Annotated in this window: 14 protein-coding genes; 3 read left to right on the plus strand and 11 right to left on the minus strand. The window is 71.2% G+C overall.

Going from position 1 to position 16,273, the window contains the following annotated elements; translation table 11 throughout:
- Positions 1-168: 168 nt before the first annotated feature.
- Positions 169-678, minus strand: coding sequence for a 4-hydroxyphenylacetate 3-monooxygenase, reductase component (gene hpaC / locus BLT78_RS14665; protein ID WP_090349677.1), 510 nt, complete (start codon positions 676-678; stop codon positions 169-171).
- Between the two features lie 46 nt (positions 679-724).
- Between hpaC and BLT78_RS21455 the strand changes: the two genes are divergently transcribed.
- Positions 725-1,141: a hypothetical protein gene (locus BLT78_RS21455; protein WP_157719550.1), complete on the plus strand. Its 417-nt coding sequence runs from the start codon at positions 725-727 to the stop codon at positions 1,139-1,141.
- Positions 1,142-1,234: 93 nt separating this feature from the next.
- Entirely contained in the window at positions 1,235-2,473 is a 1,239-nt protein-coding gene (gene tyrS, locus BLT78_RS14670; protein WP_090349678.1) for a tyrosine--tRNA ligase, read from the plus strand.
- A gap of 70 nt (positions 2,474-2,543) precedes the next feature.
- Here the strand turns inward: tyrS and BLT78_RS14675 are convergent, their stop codons facing one another.
- Both BLT78_RS14675 and BLT78_RS14680 read right to left on the minus strand, forming a co-directional pair.
- The gene (locus BLT78_RS14675) at positions 2,544-3,068 is read right to left on the minus strand and encodes a hypothetical protein (protein ID WP_090349679.1); all 525 of its coding nucleotides are present in this window, start codon (positions 3,066-3,068) and stop codon (positions 2,544-2,546) included.
- Positions 3,069-3,301: 233 nt separating this feature from the next.
- Positions 3,302-4,804: an aldehyde dehydrogenase family protein gene (locus BLT78_RS14680; RefSeq protein WP_090349680.1), complete on the minus strand. Its 1,503-nt coding sequence runs from the start codon at positions 4,802-4,804 to the stop codon at positions 3,302-3,304.
- 280 nt (positions 4,805-5,084) lie between these two features.
- Between BLT78_RS14680 and BLT78_RS14685 the strand changes: the two genes are divergently transcribed.
- Complete coding sequence (locus tag BLT78_RS14685) at positions 5,085-6,155, plus strand: extracellular solute-binding protein (RefSeq protein ID WP_090349681.1); 1,071 nt, start codon at positions 5,085-5,087, stop codon at positions 6,153-6,155.
- Positions 6,156-6,167: 12 nt separating this feature from the next.
- On the opposite strand, the gene BLT78_RS14690 is transcribed toward BLT78_RS14685, so the two are convergent.
- From BLT78_RS14690 to BLT78_RS14725, 8 genes are all read right to left on the minus strand, one after another.
- Positions 6,168-6,860: an SDR family oxidoreductase gene (locus BLT78_RS14690; RefSeq protein ID WP_090349682.1), complete on the minus strand. Its 693-nt coding sequence runs from the start codon at positions 6,858-6,860 to the stop codon at positions 6,168-6,170.
- Between the two features lie 177 nt (positions 6,861-7,037).
- A complete protein-coding gene (locus tag BLT78_RS14695; RefSeq protein ID WP_090349683.1) occupies positions 7,038-8,345 on the minus strand; it encodes an alginate export family protein in 1,308 nt (435 codons plus the stop codon).
- 171 nt (positions 8,346-8,516) lie between these two features.
- Positions 8,517-10,838: a cytochrome c3 family protein gene (locus BLT78_RS14700; protein ID WP_231975636.1), complete on the minus strand. Its 2,322-nt coding sequence runs from the start codon at positions 10,836-10,838 to the stop codon at positions 8,517-8,519.
- A gap of 62 nt (positions 10,839-10,900) precedes the next feature.
- Positions 10,901-12,586 carry an arylsulfatase gene (locus BLT78_RS14705; RefSeq protein WP_090349684.1) on the minus strand — a complete coding sequence of 562 codons (1,686 nt, stop codon included), beginning with the start codon at positions 12,584-12,586 and terminating at the stop codon, positions 10,901-10,903.
- A 79-nt stretch (positions 12,587-12,665) separates the two neighbouring features.
- Positions 12,666-13,976 (minus strand): alginate export family protein, encoded by a 1,311-nt coding sequence (locus BLT78_RS14710; protein WP_090352335.1) that lies wholly within the window; start codon positions 13,974-13,976, stop codon positions 12,666-12,668.
- A 309-nt stretch (positions 13,977-14,285) separates the two neighbouring features.
- The gene (locus BLT78_RS14715; RefSeq protein WP_090349685.1) at positions 14,286-15,107 is read right to left on the minus strand and encodes a molybdenum cofactor biosynthesis F family protein; all 822 of its coding nucleotides are present in this window, start codon (positions 15,105-15,107) and stop codon (positions 14,286-14,288) included.
- 84 nt (positions 15,108-15,191) lie between these two features.
- Positions 15,192-15,842 (minus strand): helix-turn-helix transcriptional regulator, encoded by a 651-nt coding sequence (locus BLT78_RS14720; protein ID WP_090349686.1) that lies wholly within the window; start codon positions 15,840-15,842, stop codon positions 15,192-15,194.
- Between the two features lie 56 nt (positions 15,843-15,898).
- Positions 15,899-16,258: a cupin domain-containing protein gene (locus BLT78_RS14725; protein WP_090349687.1), complete on the minus strand. Its 360-nt coding sequence runs from the start codon at positions 16,256-16,258 to the stop codon at positions 15,899-15,901.
- Positions 16,259-16,273 lie beyond the last annotated feature (15 nt).

Raw genomic sequence — 16,273 nt, forward strand, 5'->3', positions numbered from 1 at the left:
CGCTGCCGCGCGTGCTGGCACTGTCCACCCCGGTTGCGGCAGCCGGGCACGACGGTTGTTCTGCAAGGGCCTGACGGGGTGGTTATCGCCGCCCTCAAACGCAGAAAGGCCGCTGTCACCAGCGGCCTTTCCGTTGATCCTGTGGCTGCGCCGCACGCGGCGCGGGGCTCAGGCGGCGCGTTCGACGCGGCGGAACGCGCGGCTGAAGTACACCAGGCTGTCGCCTTCCGGACGCACGTGGATGTCGTCCAGCTCGACCAGCAGCACCGAGTGGGTGCCGATCTCCTGGGTCTCGACGATGCGCCCCTGCAGGTTGGCCAGCGCGCCGTCCAGCACCGGCAGGCCCTGGCTGCCGGTGGTCCACGGGTCGAGGGCGAAGCGCTCTTCCATGGCCACCCCGGTCATCCCGGCGAAATGCTTGGCGGCCTCTTCCTGGGCGCCGGACAGCACGTTGACGCACAGCCGGCCGTTGGCCTTGAACACCGCGTTCATCGCGCTGTTGCGGTTGACGCAGACCATCACGGTGGGCGGCGTGTCGGTCACCGAGCACACCGCGGTGGCGGTGATGCCGCAGCGGCCGGCCTCGCCGTCGCTGGTGACGATGTTCACCGCCGCGCTCATGTGCGCCATGGCATTGCGGAAGGCGAGTTGTTTCGGATCGAGCTGCTGCTGGGACATGAGCGGTACTCCTGACGCAAGGGGTGAAGGCACGGAACCTGGTCCCGTGGCCAGCGGCATCACTGCGGATGCTGTCGCCTGCATGGCTGCCGCGCAGGCGGCGCATGCCGATGGACGAATCATGAACATCGTAACAAATTTGCAGAATGCCTTTTCCGCACTTTGCCTTGCACTTTTCACGAAACGCAACCGTCCATCGCCAGTGGCCGGCGTCTACCCCCTCGCACCGGCAGGCCATCTGCCCCGCAGCCTGCCCGGCAGCTTCTGCCAACCACCGATGAGTCCCATGCTAGGGGCTGGATTTTTCCCGGACTTGCCTGCCTGCGACCTGCACTTGCCGTTCCCGGCAACGGCGGGGCTTGCCTTGTCCCACCGGCATCGTGCTAGAGTGAAAAACATGAACCTGTTAATCAATTCCCGCGCCCGCTATTACGCCTATTACCGCACCTCACCGAGGCGGTAGGCGCGTGCGCGCATCCGATCCGCCTGAGGCGGACCGGATCGTTTTCTCCACAGTCTCCTCAGGCGTTTCGCCATTCCCCCCAAGGAGACTGCAATGCCCACGATCGACACCGACCTGCTCGCCCTGCTCGAAGAGCGCGGCTTCGTCCACCAGAGCACCGACGCCGACGGCCTGCGCGCCGCCCTCGCCCGTGGCCCGCTGACCGCCTACCTGGGCTTCGACGCCACCGCCGACAGCCTGCACGTCGGCCACCTGCAGGGCCTGATGCTGATGCGCTGGCTGCAGCACGCCGGGCACAAGCCGCTGCTCTTGATCGGCGGCGCCACCACGCGCATCGGCGACCCGAGCTTCCGCGACAGCAGCCGGCCCATGCTCGACGAGGCGACCATCGCCGCCAACATGCGCGGCATCGGCAGCGCCTTCCGCCGCTACCTGCGTCTGGGCGACGGCGCCGGCGACGCCCAGGTGGTGAACAACGCCGACTGGCTGGACGGCCTCGGCTACCTGGAATTCCTCAACCGCGTCGGCCGCCACTTCAGCGTCAACCGCCTGCTGACCTTCGACGCGGTGCGCAGCCGCCTGGAGCACTCGCTGTCGTTCCAGGAGTTCGGCTACACCCTGCTGCAGGCCTTCGACTTCACCGAGCTGGCGCGCCGCCACGGCTGCACCCTGCAGATCGGCGGCGCCGACCAGTGGGCCAACATCATCAACGGCGTCGAGCTGTCGCGCCGCCAGGACGGCCAGCAGCTGTACGGCCTGACCATGCCGCTGTTGACCACCAGCGACGGCCGCAAGATGGGCAAGTCGGCGCAGGGCGCGGTGTGGCTGAACGCCGAACGCCTGGCGCCGTTCGACTTCTGGCAGTTCTGGCGCAACTGCGACGACCGCGACGTCGGCCGCTTCCTCGCCCTGTTCAGCGAACTGCCGATGGCCGAGGTGCGCCGCCTCGGCGCGCTGCAGGGCGCCGAGCTCAACGAGGCGAAGATCGTCCTGGCCAACGAGGCCACCCGCCTGGCCCACGGCGCGGCAGCCGCCGAGGCGGCGGCCAACGCAGCGCGCGGGGTGTTCGACGGCGCCAGCGCCGCCGAGGGCCTGCCGACCCTGCCGATCACGCCCGCGCGCCTGGCCGCCGGGGTGAGCCTGGCCGAGCTGGCGGTGGAGGCCGGCCTGGCCGCCTCGCGTAGCGCCGCCCGGCGCCTGGCCGCCGGCGGCGGCCTGCGCCTGGACGGCGTGGCGGTGAGCGACGCCGACCAGCCGCTGGTCGGCGACGGCAGCGAGTGGCGCCTGTCGGCCGGGCGCAAGCAGCACGTGCGCATCGCCGTGGGCGAGTGACGTGACCCGGTGCGCGCGGCACCCCCTACCCTGAGTAGGGTGCGCCATGCGCACCGTCAGACGCCGTCGGTCATTCCTCCTCCCGCGCCACGAACCCCTCCAGCGCGCCGGCCGCTTGCTCGTAGCGCTGCGCGGCGGCGTGCGCCAGCGCCGTGGCCTGCACGCCTTCCTGGGCGATCATGTAGCGCAGGAAGGCGGCGTCCTCGGCCGCCGCCGGCGCGGCGAGCGCGCGCATCTCGGCCAGGTACCTGGCGGTGCCGCCGGCCAGCATGGCCAGGAAGCGCTCGGGGAACAGCCGGGCGAAGCGGATCGAGCCCCAGGCCTTGAGGTCGACCAGCAGGCCGCCGCCGGCCAGGCCGTGGCGCGCGGCCACCGGCGCGTAGCGCGGCGCGTTGTGGCGTTCGAGGGCGACGTAGGCCGCCCAGAAGCGGCCCTGCGGCGTGCCCCGGTGGTGCTCGGCCAGGGCGCCGACCACCTGGGCGGCCAGCGCGCGGTTGCCCAGTTCGTGGGCCAGGGCGGCGCGGAAGGCCGCCTCGTCGGCCTGCGCCCCGCCGGCCAGGCCGAGCAGGACGCACAGGGTGAGAATCTTCTTCATCGCAACTCCGGCGCACCCGGCGGGCGCGCAAAAAAATGCCCGCAACACCGCTGCCGGGGTGTTGCGGGCCAACCTCGTGTCTGTACACAAGAACCTCAAACGACCCGCCATCCGTGGCGGTCCGGGCGCTGAGCGTGCGGGTGCCTAGCACGAAACCCGTACGCTCCAAGCAACCCGTACCTACAGCTCCCGAGTCACCGCGGCCCCTGGAGCCGCGCTGTCCGTTCGATCCCTCAATAGGCGATGCACACCGACTTCAGCTCGGTGAACGCCTCCACCGCGCCGCGGCCGAACTCGCGGCCGATGCCCGACTGCTTGACCCCGCCGAACGGCAGGTTGGGGTCGAGCGGCACGTGGCTGTTGACCCAGACGATGCCCGATTCGATCCGCGGGATCAGGTCCATGGTCCGTCCCAGGTCGTTGGTCCACAGGCTGGCCGCCAGGCCGTACTGGCTGTCGTTGACCAGCGCCAGCGCCTCCTCGACGCTGTCGTAGGCCATCACCGCCAGCACCGGGCCGAAGATCTCCTCGCGCGCCGCGGCCATGCCGTGGTCGACGCCGGCGAGCACCGTCGGCTCGACGAAGAAGCCCGGGCGCTGCGGCGCGCCGCCGCCGGTGACCACGTGGGCGCCCTGCGCGCGGGCCTTGTCGAGGTGGCCGAGCACGCTGGTCTGCTGCTTGCGCGACACCAGCGGGTTGATCTGCGCGGCCGGGTCCATACCCGCACCGATGCTCATGCCGCCGACCGCCGCGCCGAGGGCGTCGACGTAGTCGCGATAGCGCGCGCGCGGCACGTAGATGCGCGAGGCGCCGGCGCACACCTGGCCCTGGTTGAGCAGGCCGCCGAGCAGCGCGCCGCCGATCACCTTGCCCAGGTCGGCATCCTCCAGCACCAGCATCGGGTTCTTGCCGCCGAGCTCGAGGGAGAAGCGTGTCATGTTCTGCAACGCCACCGTGCCGATCTGCTTGCCGACCGCGGTGGAGCCGGTGAACGACACCTTGCTGACCTTGGGGTGGGCGACCAGCGCAGCGCCGGCGCTGGCGCCGCGGCCGACCAGCACGTTGAACACCCCGGCCGGGATGCCCGCCGCGATGGCCAGCTCGGCCAGGCGCAGGGCGGTCAGCGGCGTCTCGTCGGCCGGCTTGATGACGATGGTGCAGCCGGCGGCCAGCGCCGGGACCACCTTCCAGATGGCGATCATCAGCGGGAAGTTCCACGGCACGATGCCGGCCACCACGCCCACCGGCTCGCGGCGGGTGTAGGCGTTGTAGCGGGTGCCCGGCGGCACCGGGATCGACACGTCGAGGGTCTGCCCCTCGATCTTGGTCGCCCAGCCGGCCATGTAGCGCATGAACTCCACCGAGGCGCCGACCTCGATGGCGCGGGAAACGTGGATCGACTTGCCCTGGTTGAGGGTTTCCAGCTGGGCCAGCTCCTCGGCGTGGGCTTCCACCAGGTCGGCGAAGCGCAGCAGGATGCGCTCGCGGTCGGCCGGGCGCAGGCCGCTCCACACCCCGGAGCGGAAGGCGCGGTGCGCCGAGGCCACCGCCTGCTCGACCTGCGCCTCGCCACCCATCACCAGCTGGCTGAGCGGCTCGCCGTTGGCCGGGTTGAACACCTCGACCACCTCGCCGGCGTGCTCGGCGATGCTGCAGCCGTCGATGAAGGACAGATGCCGGCGGCGCAGGAAGGCGCTGACCTGCTCCAGGGGCTCGACCAGGGTGCTGGTGGACATGGCGATGACTCCGAATGAATGCACGTAGCTGCGTCGCGGGACGCACAAGGCGACAGGCGGCGCCGTGGCGGCCTGCGGATCTCATTCGATAGTAGACAGCCCTCGGCGAGCTGCCTTGCCCGAGACTGCCAACCTGTTGATCGTGCATGCCGGTCGACGCACGGCAGGGCAAATCCGGCACGCACAGGCAAGCATCCGGCAGCGAGGCGCAAGACCGCCGCCGCGAGTTGCGCTCCTAATGGCCGCCCATCCACCTGTCCACCCACTTCCGGAGGGATCCATGAAGCGTCTGCCGTTGCTGCTGTCGATCGCCCTGACCACCTGCGTAGCCCAGGCCGAGGAGGTGCTGCGCGTCTCCAACTGGCCCGACTACATCGCCCCCGAGGTTCTCGCGGACTTCCAGCGCGAGAGCGGCGTGCGCGTCGACTACCAAGTGCACGCCAGCGCCGACGAGCTGGACGCCGCCCTGCGCCGCGGCGAGCGCTACGACGTGATAGTGCCCTCGCACTTCCAGCTGCCGGCGCTGATCCGCGAACAGCGCCTGACGCCGCTGGAGCCCGCGCGGCTCAGCCAGCTCGGCACGGTCGACCCGCAACTGCAGGCCACCCTCGCCGGCCTCGAGTCGGCCAACCGCTACGCGGTGCCCTACCTGTGGGGCATGCTCGGCATCGCGGTGAACCGGCCCAAGGCCGAGGCGGCGCTGGGCGCACCGCTCACCGCCAGCTGGAGCCTGCTGTTCGACCCGCAGCAGAGCGCGCGCCTGGCCGGCTGCGGCATCGGCCTGCAGGACGCCCCGGAGGAGACCTTCTCGGTACTGTTCACCTACCAGGGCCGCAGCCTGGCGCGCAGCGGCCAGCGCCAGGTCGGCCGCGCCGGCGAGCAGCTGCTGGCGCTGCGCCGCGAGGCCAGGGTGCTCGACAACACCCGCCACGTCGAGGCGCTGCAGGCCGGCGAGCTGTGCGTGACCAGCGCCTGGGCCGGCCTCGCCCTCGGCGCGGCGGCCAGAAGCGACCAGCCGCTGGAGTTCCTGGTGCCCGCCGAGGGCGCGCCGCTGGCCATGGAGGGGCTGGCGATCCCCAGCAACGCCGCGCGCCCGGATCTCGCCTATCGCTTCATCGACTTCCTGCTGCGCCCGGACAACGCGGTGCGCAACTCGCAGGCCACCTGGTTCTACAGCAGCCTCAAGCCCGACACCCCGGAGCTGAAGGCGCTCGCCCAGCGCCAGCCGCAGCTGCTGCCCGACCCGGCGCAGCGCAGCCACCTGTACTTCGCGGAAAGCCCCTCGGCCAAGCTCAAGGCCGAGCTGGACCGCCGCTGGCAGGCGCTGCGCCAGGTGCCCGCCGGCCAGTGAGCCCGCACTCCGCTACCAGGGCAGCGTCTCGCCCTGGTGGTCGACGAAGCGGCAGTCGCGCGAGCCGGCCGCCGCCTCGACCACCTTCACCAGCCCGGCCACGCTCTCCGCCACCGTCAGCGGCGCGGCGGCGCCGCCCATGTCGGTCTGCACCCAGCCCGGGTGCAGGGCGAGCAGGGCGAAGTCGCGGCTGTCGCCCAGCTGCGCCGCCCAGCTCAGCAGCAGGCTGTTGAGCGCCGCCTTGCTCGCCGCGTACAGCGGCATCTCCGCGCCGGGGCTGAGCTGCAGGCTGGCCATCACCGAACTGGTCGCCGCCAGCACCGCATCGGGCTTGAGCCGCGGGCGCAGGGCGCGCGCCAGGCGCAGCGGGGCGACGGCGTTGCAGAGGAACAGGTGGCCGATCTCGGCCTCGCTGGCCGTGGCCACGTCCTGCGCCGCCGGCCCGTAGACGCCGGCGTTGAGCAGCACGCGATCCAGGCGCGCATCGCCGAGGGCGGCGAGGATCCGCGCGCCGGCGTGCGGGTCGGTGAGGTCGCCGGCGATCACCTGCAGCCGGTCGCCGTACTGCGCGGCCAGCTCGGCCAGCCCAGCCGAGGCGGCCGGATTGCGCGCCAGCGCATGCACCCGCGCGCCGCGCTGCAGCCAGGCGCGCGCGAGCCCCAGGCCGATGCCGCGCGAGGCGCCGGCGATCAGAACGTCGAGCATGGGAATCTCCTCGGGAAAAGACGCAGAGGTTAGCACCGCACCCGGCGGCGCTGAAAAAAAGGCCGGTCCGCCCGTTGCCGCGGGTCGGACCGGCCAGAGGGTGACATCGGTTGCAATGGGCCGCCCAACGGCAGCCCATCGGCTGGGCGGCAACCGCCTCGCCGCCGCCCCGCAGGGTCAGAAGAAGGTGACCACCATCAGCTGGCTGTAGACGTTGGTGTCGTCGCCGCCGAGCTGGGTGCCGCCCTCGGCGGCGCTGCGCTCGGGCTGGTAGAAGCCGACTACCGGGCTGATCAGCAGGTGGTCGTTGACCATCCACTCGGCGTACAGGTCCAGCTCGCGGCCGCCGAGATTGCCGAGGTCGGTGTCGAGGGTGTCGAAGTCGAAGTACAGCGCGCCGACGGTGACGTTCTCCAGCGGCGTGGCCTTGAGGCCGACGTGGTGGACCTGGGTGTTGCTGTTGAACGGGCCGGCGTAGTTGGCCGCCACCTCGCCCTGGAACCAGGTGCCGTAGCCACGGTTGAAGCCGTAGAACAGCGGGTCGAAGGTCTCCGAGAAGCGGCTGTAGCGGTAGGTGGCGGTCGGCGCCCAGGGCAGCTCGGCGAAGGTCCAGCTGCCTTCCAGGTACCAGGCGTTCTCGCGGCCGCTGTCCTTGTCCTGGCTGGCATACTCGAAGGCCAGGTTGAGGTTGTCCACGCCGAGGGAGCCGGCGCCGCGCAGGCTGACGGTGTCCATGTCGTCGCGCTCGGCCTGCAGCGGGCTGGCGAAACGCTCCTCGACGTCCAGGCCGCGGATCCAGGTCAGGCCCAGGGTGCCCGGCGCGGCGACGTGCTCGAGGGTGGCGATGGCCAGCTCGGTTTCGGCCTGCGCGCGGTTGTCGGACTTCAGCCACATCAGGTCGCCGCGCAGGCCCTGCTCGCCGCCCAGGCGCAGCACGGCGGTCTGGTCGAAGGCCTTGCGCGCGGCGATGTAGTAGGCTCCGCCGCGGTCGTAGTCGGCGCCGAGGTCGACGTCGCCGAAGTTCAGCGAGTCGCCGTTGATCAGGAAGCCGTCGCCGACCACCACCTTCTGCCGGCCGGCGGAGAGGTCCACGCCGTTCTCGCCGAGCGCCGGGAACAGGTCGCCCGAGCGCCAGCCGAGGTAGGCGTCCTCGATGTCGGTCATGCGCTCGCTGCCCAGGGTGAAGCCGGCGGCGTCGCCGTCGCCCCAGGTGCCGGAGCTGAGCAGGTTGAACGCGCCGTACAGGCTGCCGGCGCCGCCGAGGGTCTGGCTGCCGCTCAGGCCGTACTTGACGTAGCCCTCGCGCCAGCTCGAGCTGCCGGCGCTGCGGTTGCCGAAGCCGAGCTCGTAGCTCTCCTCGCTGTGCATCACGCCGAACACCGCCTCGAGGTCGGCGTTCAGCACGCTGCCGTCCTGGTTGTACAGCTCGTAGGCCTGACTCGGTGCGGCAGCCAGGCCGGCGCCGAGGGCGGCGGCCAGCGCCATGGCGAGGGGCGCACGGCGCACTCCGTGGGGGGAAAAGGTCATGGGGGCAGACTCCGCTGTTCTTCTGGGTCGGTGCCGGCTACGGGCGGCCGGCGTCGGCGGCATTAATCCCATGCGCGCCGACCACGGGTCTTGTGCCTGACTGCCAAGCGATTGCCCCTGACTGCCAACTCATGGCGCCTGCCGCGCCTCGAGCAGGATGCGCTGCTGCAGGCGCCGGTAGGCGGCCTCCTGCGGCTGCAGGCGCAGCAGCCGCTCGCTGTAGCCGAGCGCCAGCGGATAGCGGCCGGCACGGTAGTTGAGATGGGCCAGCGCGTAGAGCAGGTCGCGGTCCTCGCCGGCCAGTTCGAGACCGCGCAGCAGCGCGGCATTGGCCTCGTCGATGCGTCCCAGGCGGCCGAGCAGCAGGCCGAGGTTGTAGTGGACGCGCAGCCGCTGCGGCCGGGCCTCGGCGGCGCGGCGCAGCCAGTCGACCGCCTCCGCGTCCTCGCCGCGCTGCGCCAGCAGCAGGCCGAGGGCATAGGCCTGGTCGGCCAGGGCGTCGCCTTGCGGAGCCAAGGCCAGGCCGGCGCGCAGCAGCAGCTCGGCCTCCGCCAGGCGCTGCTGGCCGGCCAGCAGCTGCGCCAGGTTGACCCGCGCCGGCGCGAAGCGGGCGTCCTGGCGCAGGGCCATGCGGTAGTCGGCTTCGGCCTCGGCCGGACGCCCCAGCCGCTCGCGCAGCACGGCCAGGTTGAGGCGGGCGCCGGGCAGGTCGGCATTGGCCGCCACACGCGGCTCCAGATCGGCGAGCAGCGCGTCCAGGCGCGTGCGCACGTCCGCCTCCAGCGGCGTGCCGCGCAGGTCGGCCAGCGCGCGGGCGGCCTGGTCGCGCACCGCCAGGCTGGGGTCGTCGAGCAGCGGCGCCAGACGCGCCAGGCGCTGCTCGGCCGGCAGGCCCTCCAGGCCGCGCAGCGCCGTCATGCGCACCTGGGCGTCGGCGTCGCCCAGCGCGCGCTGCAGGCTGTCGACCAGCGGTGCACCGTAGCCGGCGGCCAGTTCGGCGGCGCTGGCACGGACGATGGCCGGGCGGGTGCGGTCCTCGATCAACCGGGCCAGTTCGCCGATCACCTGCGGGTCGTGGCGGCGCGCGGCGGCGAGCACCGTGCCGTAATGCGGCGGGCGCTGGGGCTGGCCGAACTTTTCCTCGATCACCTGCGCCGCCCAGGCCGGATCACGGTCCTTGTGGCAGCCAGTGCAGGCATCCGGCACACCGCTGCTGGCGGTCAGATCGGGCCGCGGGATGCGGAAGCCGTGGTCGCGACGGGCGTCCACCACCATGTAGTTGCGCGCCGGGGCGTGGCAGTTGACGCACTGCGCGCCGGGACTGCCGGCCGGGTGGAAGTGGTGGGACGGATCGTCGTAGCGCTTCCTCTGCAGGCTGGGGAAACGCGGGTTGCCCTGCGGGTTGTGGCAGCCGGCGCACAGCGCGTTGCCCTCGGCGCGCAGGGTGGTGGAGTGCGGCTCGTGGCAGTCGCGGCAGGTGACGCCCATGGCGAACATCTTGCTCTGCACGAAGGAGCCGTACTCGAACACCTCGTCGAGGATCTGCCCGTCGGCATGATAGAGGCCGGCGGACAGCGCGGTCGGGCGCATGGCGTCGAGCAGCGGTCGGCCGGGCGCGCTGCCGACACCCAGGCTCTCGCGACGGCTGTGGCAGCGCGCGCACTGCTCCACCTCGTAGCCGTGGCCGCCGCCGCGGAAGTCGACCGCCAGGCCCATGTCGGCGGCCGTGAGCTTGTCCGTCGCCGGCGCGCCGCGCCGCTCGGCCCAGGCGATATGTTGCTCGCCCGGCCCGTGGCAGCTCTGGCAGCCGACCGCCATCTCGCTCCAGGTGGTGCGGAAGCTGTCGCTGGCGGGGTCGTAGCCCTTCTTCAGGTTGCCGGAGTGGCAGTCGGCGCACATGGCGTTCCAGTTCTGGTAGCGGCCGGTCCAGTGCAGGGCGTCGTCGGGAGTGAAGCGCTGGCCGGGATACAGGGAGAACCAGCGCTGCCCGCCGGCCTCGCGCGGGCGGCTGTCCCAGGCCACGGTCAGGCTCTGCAGGCGGCCGCCGGGACGTTCGATCAGGTATTGCTGCAGCGGAGCGAAGCCGAAGGTGTAGGCGATGGGGAAGTCGGTGCGCTGACCGTCCTCGCCCTCGGCATTGACGAAGAAGCGCTCGCCGCGGCGGAAGAAGCGCATGGCCACCCCGGCCTCGTCGCGGTATTCGGCATCGGCGAAGTCGCCGAGCACGTTGCCGGCCGTGGCCGCGCGCAGCGACCAGCTGTGGTGCGAGCCGGCCCAGGCCTTGGCCGCCGCGGCGTGGCAGCCGCTGCAGCGTGCCTGCTCGACGTAGCCGTCGGCCAGCTGCGGCTGCGGTGCGGACGGCGCGGCCAGCGTCAGCAGCGGCAACAACAGCAACAGCAGGCCGAGCCAGCGCTCGCGCCGGCCGGGACTCGGGATCATCCGCACGCGCATCGTCCGTCTCTCTCGTTCTGCAGCCGAGCGGGCCGGCCCCCGCCCCGCTCGGCTGGTCGCCCTCAGTAACCGCTGACCTGGTCGGGCAGGATCACGTTGTTGTCGCGGGCGTACTGTGCCCACAACTGTTGCAGCTCGGCCAGCTTTTCCGGGTGCTTGCCGCTCAGGTCGTGGCGCTCGGCCAGGTCGCTGCGCAGGTTGAACAGCTGCCAGTCGCCGCTGCCCCAGGGCTTGGGCATGTGCACCAGTTTCCAGTCGCCCTGGCGGACGAAACGCTTGCCGAACAGCTCGCCGCCGTGCACCCGCTCGGCGACCTTCTCGCCCTTGAGCAGCGGCAGGATCGACACCCCCGACATCGGCTCGACCGCGCGGCCCCGGTAGCTGTTGCCCGGATGCCTGACGCCGGCCAGCTCGAGCAGGGTGGGCGCGAAGTCCTTGACGGTGACCAGCTCGCGCACGACCTGCCCGCTCCTGGTCACGCCGGGAATGCGCAGGATGCCGGCGGTGCGGGTGCCGCCCTCGGTGGCGAAGCCCTTGTGCAGGCTGAGCGCCGGCGCCGATACCCGCCCCCAGTTCGGCCCGTACAGGGTGTAGGAGCCGGGGCGGCCCATCTGCGCGTAGCTGAAGTCGTGGGTCTCGTCGACCACCTTGCGGATCTGCGGGAACAGCTCGGCCGGCCAGGTCTCGTCGAGATCGTGACCTTCCGCGCCGTTGTCGGAGATGAACACCACGACGGTGTTGTCGTACAGGCCGTTCTTTTTCAGGTAGTCGAAGACCCGCCCGGTATGCGCGTCCATCTGGTCGATCATCGCGGCGTAGACCTCCATCGCCCGCGCCTCGACCTGCTTCTGCTCCGGCGTCAGGCTGTCCCACGCCCGCCCCTTGGGCGGCCGCGCCGCGCCTTCGGCATCGGCGGGGATCAGGCCCAGCTCCTTCTGCTTCTGCAGGCGCTGGGCGAACAGCGCGTCGTAGCCGGCGTCGTAGCGGCCGCGGTACTTGGCGATGGCCTCGTCCGGCGCCTGCAGCGGCCAGTGCGGCGCGGTGAAGCTGAGCATGCCGAAGAACGGCTTGCCGCTGTCCTTGTCGGCGGCGATGTAGTCGATCATCTGGTCGGCGTAGAACTGCGACGAGTACTTGAAGCGCTCGGGCAGCTTGTCCAGCAGCTTGCCGTCCTCGGCATAGGGCGCCTTGGCATCCGGGGTCGGCGCGTAGGCGGGGCGCATGTCCGGCCAGTGGCTGGCCCCGCCGCTGAGCAGGGTGAAGGAGCGTTCGAAGCCACGGTCGTCCGGGCCGGTGTCCTCGCTCTTGCCGAGGTGCCACTTGCCGGACAGGTAGGTGTTGTAGCCGGCGTCCCTGAGCAGCGAGGCGACGGTGACCACCCGCTCGTTGAGGTGCCCCTCGTAGCCCGGCTTGCCCTCCTGGTTGGGCGCCAGCTCCTCGGCCATGTTGCCGAGTCCGGCCAGGTGCGGATCGACGCCGGTGAGCAGCGCGGCACGGGTCGGCGAGCAGGCCGGCGCGGCCTGGAAGTTGCTCATGCGCACGCCCGAGGCGGCCAGGGAGTCGAGGTTGGGGGTGTCGATCTCGCCGCCGAAGCTGCCCAGGTCGGCATGGCCCATGTCGTCGGCGACGATCAGCAGGATGTTGGGGCGGGCGGGGTCGGTGGAAGCGGCCTGCGCGGGCAGGCTGAGCGAAAGCACGGGAATGGCGAGCGCTACGGCCAGCGAAAGGGCGGACAGTGGTTTGCGCATCTTGGCGTCTCCTGCGAAGGGGAAGAGCACTGTGGATGTGGGGTCGGCAGGCCGCCGGCGGTCTGCCGGCGGCTCGGGCTCAGAAGCCGAAGGACACGACCAGCTGGCTGTACAGGTTGAGGTCGTCGCTGCCCTGCTGCGAGCCGCCCTCGGCGTCGCTCTTCTCCGGCTGGTACAGGCCGACCAGCGGGCTGATGGTGAAGTGGCCGACGGTCCAGTCCAGGTAGAGGTCCAGCTCCTTGCCGCGCAGGTCGCCCTGGCTGCGGTCGAGGGTGTCGAAGTCGAAGTACAGCACGCCCATGGCCACGTCGGGGCGCGGGGTCAGGCCCAGGCTGAGCATGTGGATGCCGGCGTTGCGCTGGAACGGACCGGAGTAGTTGCCGGCCACCTCGCCCTGGAACCAGGTGCCGTAGCCGCGGCTGAAGCCGCTGAACAGCGGGTCGTAGCCTTCCGAGTAGCGGGTGTAGCGGTAGCCGACGCGCGGCTGCCAGGCGACATCGGAGAAGGTCCAGCCGCCCTCGAGGTACCAGGCGCTCTCGTCGCCGAGCTGCTTGTCCTGGCGGGCGTACTCGCCGGAGAGGAACAGGTCCTTGACCCCGGCGTTGCCCTGGCCGCGCAGGCTGACCACCTCCAGGCCGTCGCGCTGGGCGCTGAACGGGTTGGCCAGCTGGTCGTCGACGTCCAGGCCCTTGACGTAGGTGAGGCCCAGGGTGCCGGCCTCGGCGACGTGCTCGAGCACCGCCACGCCCAGCTCCGGCTTGGCCTTCACCTCGTTGTCCGACTGGATCCAGATCAGATCGCCGCGCCAGCCCTGCTTGCCGCCCAGGCGCAGCCAGGCGGTCCGGTCGAAGGCGTTGCGCGCGGTCAGGTAGTAGGCGCCGCCGCGATCGCGGCTGCCGTCGCCGAAGTTCTTGCCGACGCTCAGGCCATCGCCGTTGATGATGAAGCCGTCGCCGACCTTGACCTTCTGGCTGCCGGCGGAGAAGTCGATGCCGTCCTTGCCCAACGCCGGGAACAGCTCGCCCGAGCGCCAGCCGGCGTAGGCCTTGTCCACCGCGGTGCGCCGCTCGCTGCCGTCGGTGTAGCCGGCGGCGTCGCCCTCGCCCCAGGTGGCGTTGCTCACCACGTTGAATTCGCCGTACAGCGAGGCGTCGGCGGCGCCGGCGAAGCGCTGTTCGCCGCTCAGGCCGTAGCGCAGGAAGCCTTCCTGCCAGGTCACCGAGCCCGGCGCGATGGGGCCGCCCTGGTTGTAGCTCTCGTCGCTGTGGAACACGCCGAAGGCGCCCTGGACGTTGAGATTGACGGTCAGGCCGTCGGCGGAATGGAGTTCGTAGGCCGACGCGCCGGCCGACGCCATGGCGATCGCCGTGGCCAGTAGCGAGCCTTGCAGGCCCTTGCCCATGATCATGCTTACCTCTGTTCTTGTTGTTGGATGGCGCGCGGACCGCCGGGCGACCAGGCATCCTGTCGATCTGGCCATGCGCCCTGGCGCGTCTCGCGGCAGGCATGCGTCATCCGTGCGCGAACAGATTAACCCATGGTTGCACTGCAACCGGCTTGCACGTGCCTGCCAGTCGACTTGCACCTGCCTGCCAGCCGCTGGGCTGGGCGTGCCAGGCCGGCCGCCGCCGGGGGTCGGCGAGCAGCCCCGCCGCGCCGCTACCGGCGCAGCCCATGAGCCCTGCGCGCCGGCCCGGCCTCACTCGGCGTCGTAGCCGGTGCGGTTGAGGATGCTGCAGTGGGAGGCGACCGGGAAGTTGGCCAGTTCGTCGAAGCTGCCGCCGGCGTAGCCGAAGATCTTGCCGTCGCTGCGGTGGGCCTGGAGGTCGATCATCACCAGGCCGAGGGTAGGCACGATCTTCTCGCGCCAGACGAACAGGTACAGCTCATCGGCGACCTTGTAGTAGTGGCAGCGGTCGGTGTCGCACAGGCCCTGCTCGACGCCCTTGAGGCACTGCCAGGTGTAGAAGTGGTCGTTGAGGTAGATGTGCTCGTAGACCTCGGTGGGACTGTAGCGGTACAGGTTGCGCAGGCCGACCAGTTCGCGCGTCGGCGCGTGCGGGCATGCGCCTTCCTGCCAGGGGCGGTCGATGCTGCCGTGGAGGAACTCGACCTGCACGCCGGTCAGCTCCTTGCCGGCCAGGGCACGGCCGTAGAGCCCTTCGCAGGTTTCGGCCTGGTCCGGCAGGCGGCCGATCACCGCGGTGAAGCTCTGGCTGTGGCTGTCGAGCACCAGGCTGAGCGACCAGTCCCGGCCGTGCTCGCGCTTGATGAAGTCGACCAGGTGGATGCCGGGGCGGATCGAGGTGGCGCGGTACTCCGCGCTGCCGCTGGAGTGGCCGTCGGCGGCATGCCAGTGCAGGCGGTCGGCCTCGAAGCGGTGCTCGATCGCCCAGCCGTTGGCGAAGTTCAGGGTGAGGCGCCGGCCGGCCAGGTCGGCCAGGGCGGGGAGGATGAAGGCCTCGGGGGCGAAGCCCTCGGCCAGGGCGCCTACGGTGATCCAGTCGGAGTTGCTGCTCATGGGACGATTCCTGCGTGGGTGAAGGACGTCCCATGCTGGCGGAGCGCGCACCCGCGCGGTATCGACCGGATGGTTGAGGCGCGCCTAGAGGAACAGCCGGGCAACCAGTTCGGTGCGGTTGCGTGCGCCGACCTTGCGGAACAGGTTGAGCAGATGGGTCTTCACCGTCGGCAGGCCGATGCCCAGTTGCCGCGCCAGCAGCTTGTTGCTGGCGCCGTCGCGCAGCAGCTGGGCGATCTGCCGCTCGCGGGCGGTGAGCTGAGGCGGTTCGTCCGCCGGCACGCCGGGCAGGCTCGCGGCGGCCATCTGCATCAGCGCGTGCAGCGGTTCCAGCCGGGCCAGTTCGGCGCTATCGAAACGCCCCTGGGCGGCATCGCGCAGCAGCGAGACGCCGGCGGCGGGCCGGCCGTCGACGCGGGCGATCACCTCGACCACGTCGACCACCGCGTGGCGGCGCAGGAAGCCCTGATACAGGCGGTTGTCCGCCTCGCCCTGGCACGCCATCCCCTCGTGCAGGGGCACCACGGCGCCGCCGGCGCTGCAGTGACGGGGGTGCAGGGGATCGAGGTGGCGGTAGTGTTCGAGGTAGGCCGCGTGCATCGGCGCGTGCATGTCCTGCAGCAGGAAGTCGCGGGCCTCGAGCGTGGCGTCGATGCGGTAGAACACGGCGCAGCGCACCGGCACGGCCTGCATGAAGGCCTGCAGGCAGTGTTGGCCGAAGGTGCTGGGGGTCATGATGTCCTCCCCGGCGGGCGGGAAACGGGCCGCCCGTGCGGACGGCCCGGGATGGCTCAGACCACCGCGAGGTAGTGCTTGACGAAGGCCTCGCTGGTCACGTCCCACAGCACCGGAGTACCCTTCTCGACGAACCAGCTGTCGCCGGCCTTGTAGGTGGTGCTCAGGCCGCTGGCCTCGTCGGTCAGGGTCACCTCGCCGCTGACCACGGTGGCCTGCTCGTTGAACGGGTAGACCATGCGGAACTTGCTCCTGGTCACGCCGAAGTAGGCGGAGCTGACCGGGTCGGTCGGCGCGCCGAAGGTCATCTTGCCGAAGGCCTTGCCCTCGCCCTCGAGAATCTCCGAGCCGAGGTCGGCCACGGTGCCCCAGGCGTCCAGTTCGGCGATGGTGGTGCCTTGCTTGATCGGATACATCAGTCGGTCCTCACA

Origin of the sequence: Pseudomonas oryzae (genome assembly GCF_900104805.1) — a bacterium.
Lineage (GTDB): Bacteria > Pseudomonadota > Gammaproteobacteria > Pseudomonadales > Pseudomonadaceae > Geopseudomonas > Geopseudomonas oryzae.

Excerpts from the sequence above, each read along its gene's own strand:
- hpaC (WP_090349677.1), bottom strand. The coding sequence starts at position 678 with ATGTCCCAGCAGCAGCTCGATCCGAAACAACTCGCCTTCCGCAATGCC.
- tyrS (WP_090349678.1), top strand. The coding sequence starts at position 1,235 with ATGCCCACGATCGACACCGACCTGCTCGCCCTGCTCGAAGAGCGCGGC.
- BLT78_RS14675 (WP_090349679.1), bottom strand. The coding sequence starts at position 3,068 with ATGAAGAAGATTCTCACCCTGTGCGTCCTGCTCGGCCTGGCCGGCGGG.
- BLT78_RS14680 (WP_090349680.1), bottom strand. The coding sequence starts at position 4,804 with ATGTCCACCAGCACCCTGGTCGAGCCCCTGGAGCAGGTCAGCGCCTTC.
- BLT78_RS14685 (WP_090349681.1), top strand. The coding sequence starts at position 5,085 with ATGAAGCGTCTGCCGTTGCTGCTGTCGATCGCCCTGACCACCTGCGTA.
- BLT78_RS14690 (WP_090349682.1), bottom strand. The coding sequence starts at position 6,860 with ATGCTCGACGTTCTGATCGCCGGCGCCTCGCGCGGCATCGGCCTGGGG.
- BLT78_RS14695 (WP_090349683.1), bottom strand. The coding sequence starts at position 8,345 with ATGGCGCTGGCCGCCGCCCTCGGCGCCGGCCTGGCTGCCGCACCGAGT.
- BLT78_RS14700 (WP_231975636.1), bottom strand. The coding sequence starts at position 10,838 with ATGCGCGTGCGGATGATCCCGAGTCCCGGCCGGCGCGAGCGCTGGCTC.
- BLT78_RS14705 (WP_090349684.1), bottom strand. The coding sequence starts at position 12,586 with ATGCGCAAACCACTGTCCGCCCTTTCGCTGGCCGTAGCGCTCGCCATT.
- BLT78_RS14715 (WP_090349685.1), bottom strand. The coding sequence starts at position 15,107 with ATGAGCAGCAACTCCGACTGGATCACCGTAGGCGCCCTGGCCGAGGGC.
- BLT78_RS14720 (WP_090349686.1), bottom strand. The coding sequence starts at position 15,842 with ATGACCCCCAGCACCTTCGGCCAACACTGCCTGCAGGCCTTCATGCAG.
- BLT78_RS14725 (WP_090349687.1), bottom strand. The coding sequence starts at position 16,258 with ATGTATCCGATCAAGCAAGGCACCACCATCGCCGAACTGGACGCCTGG.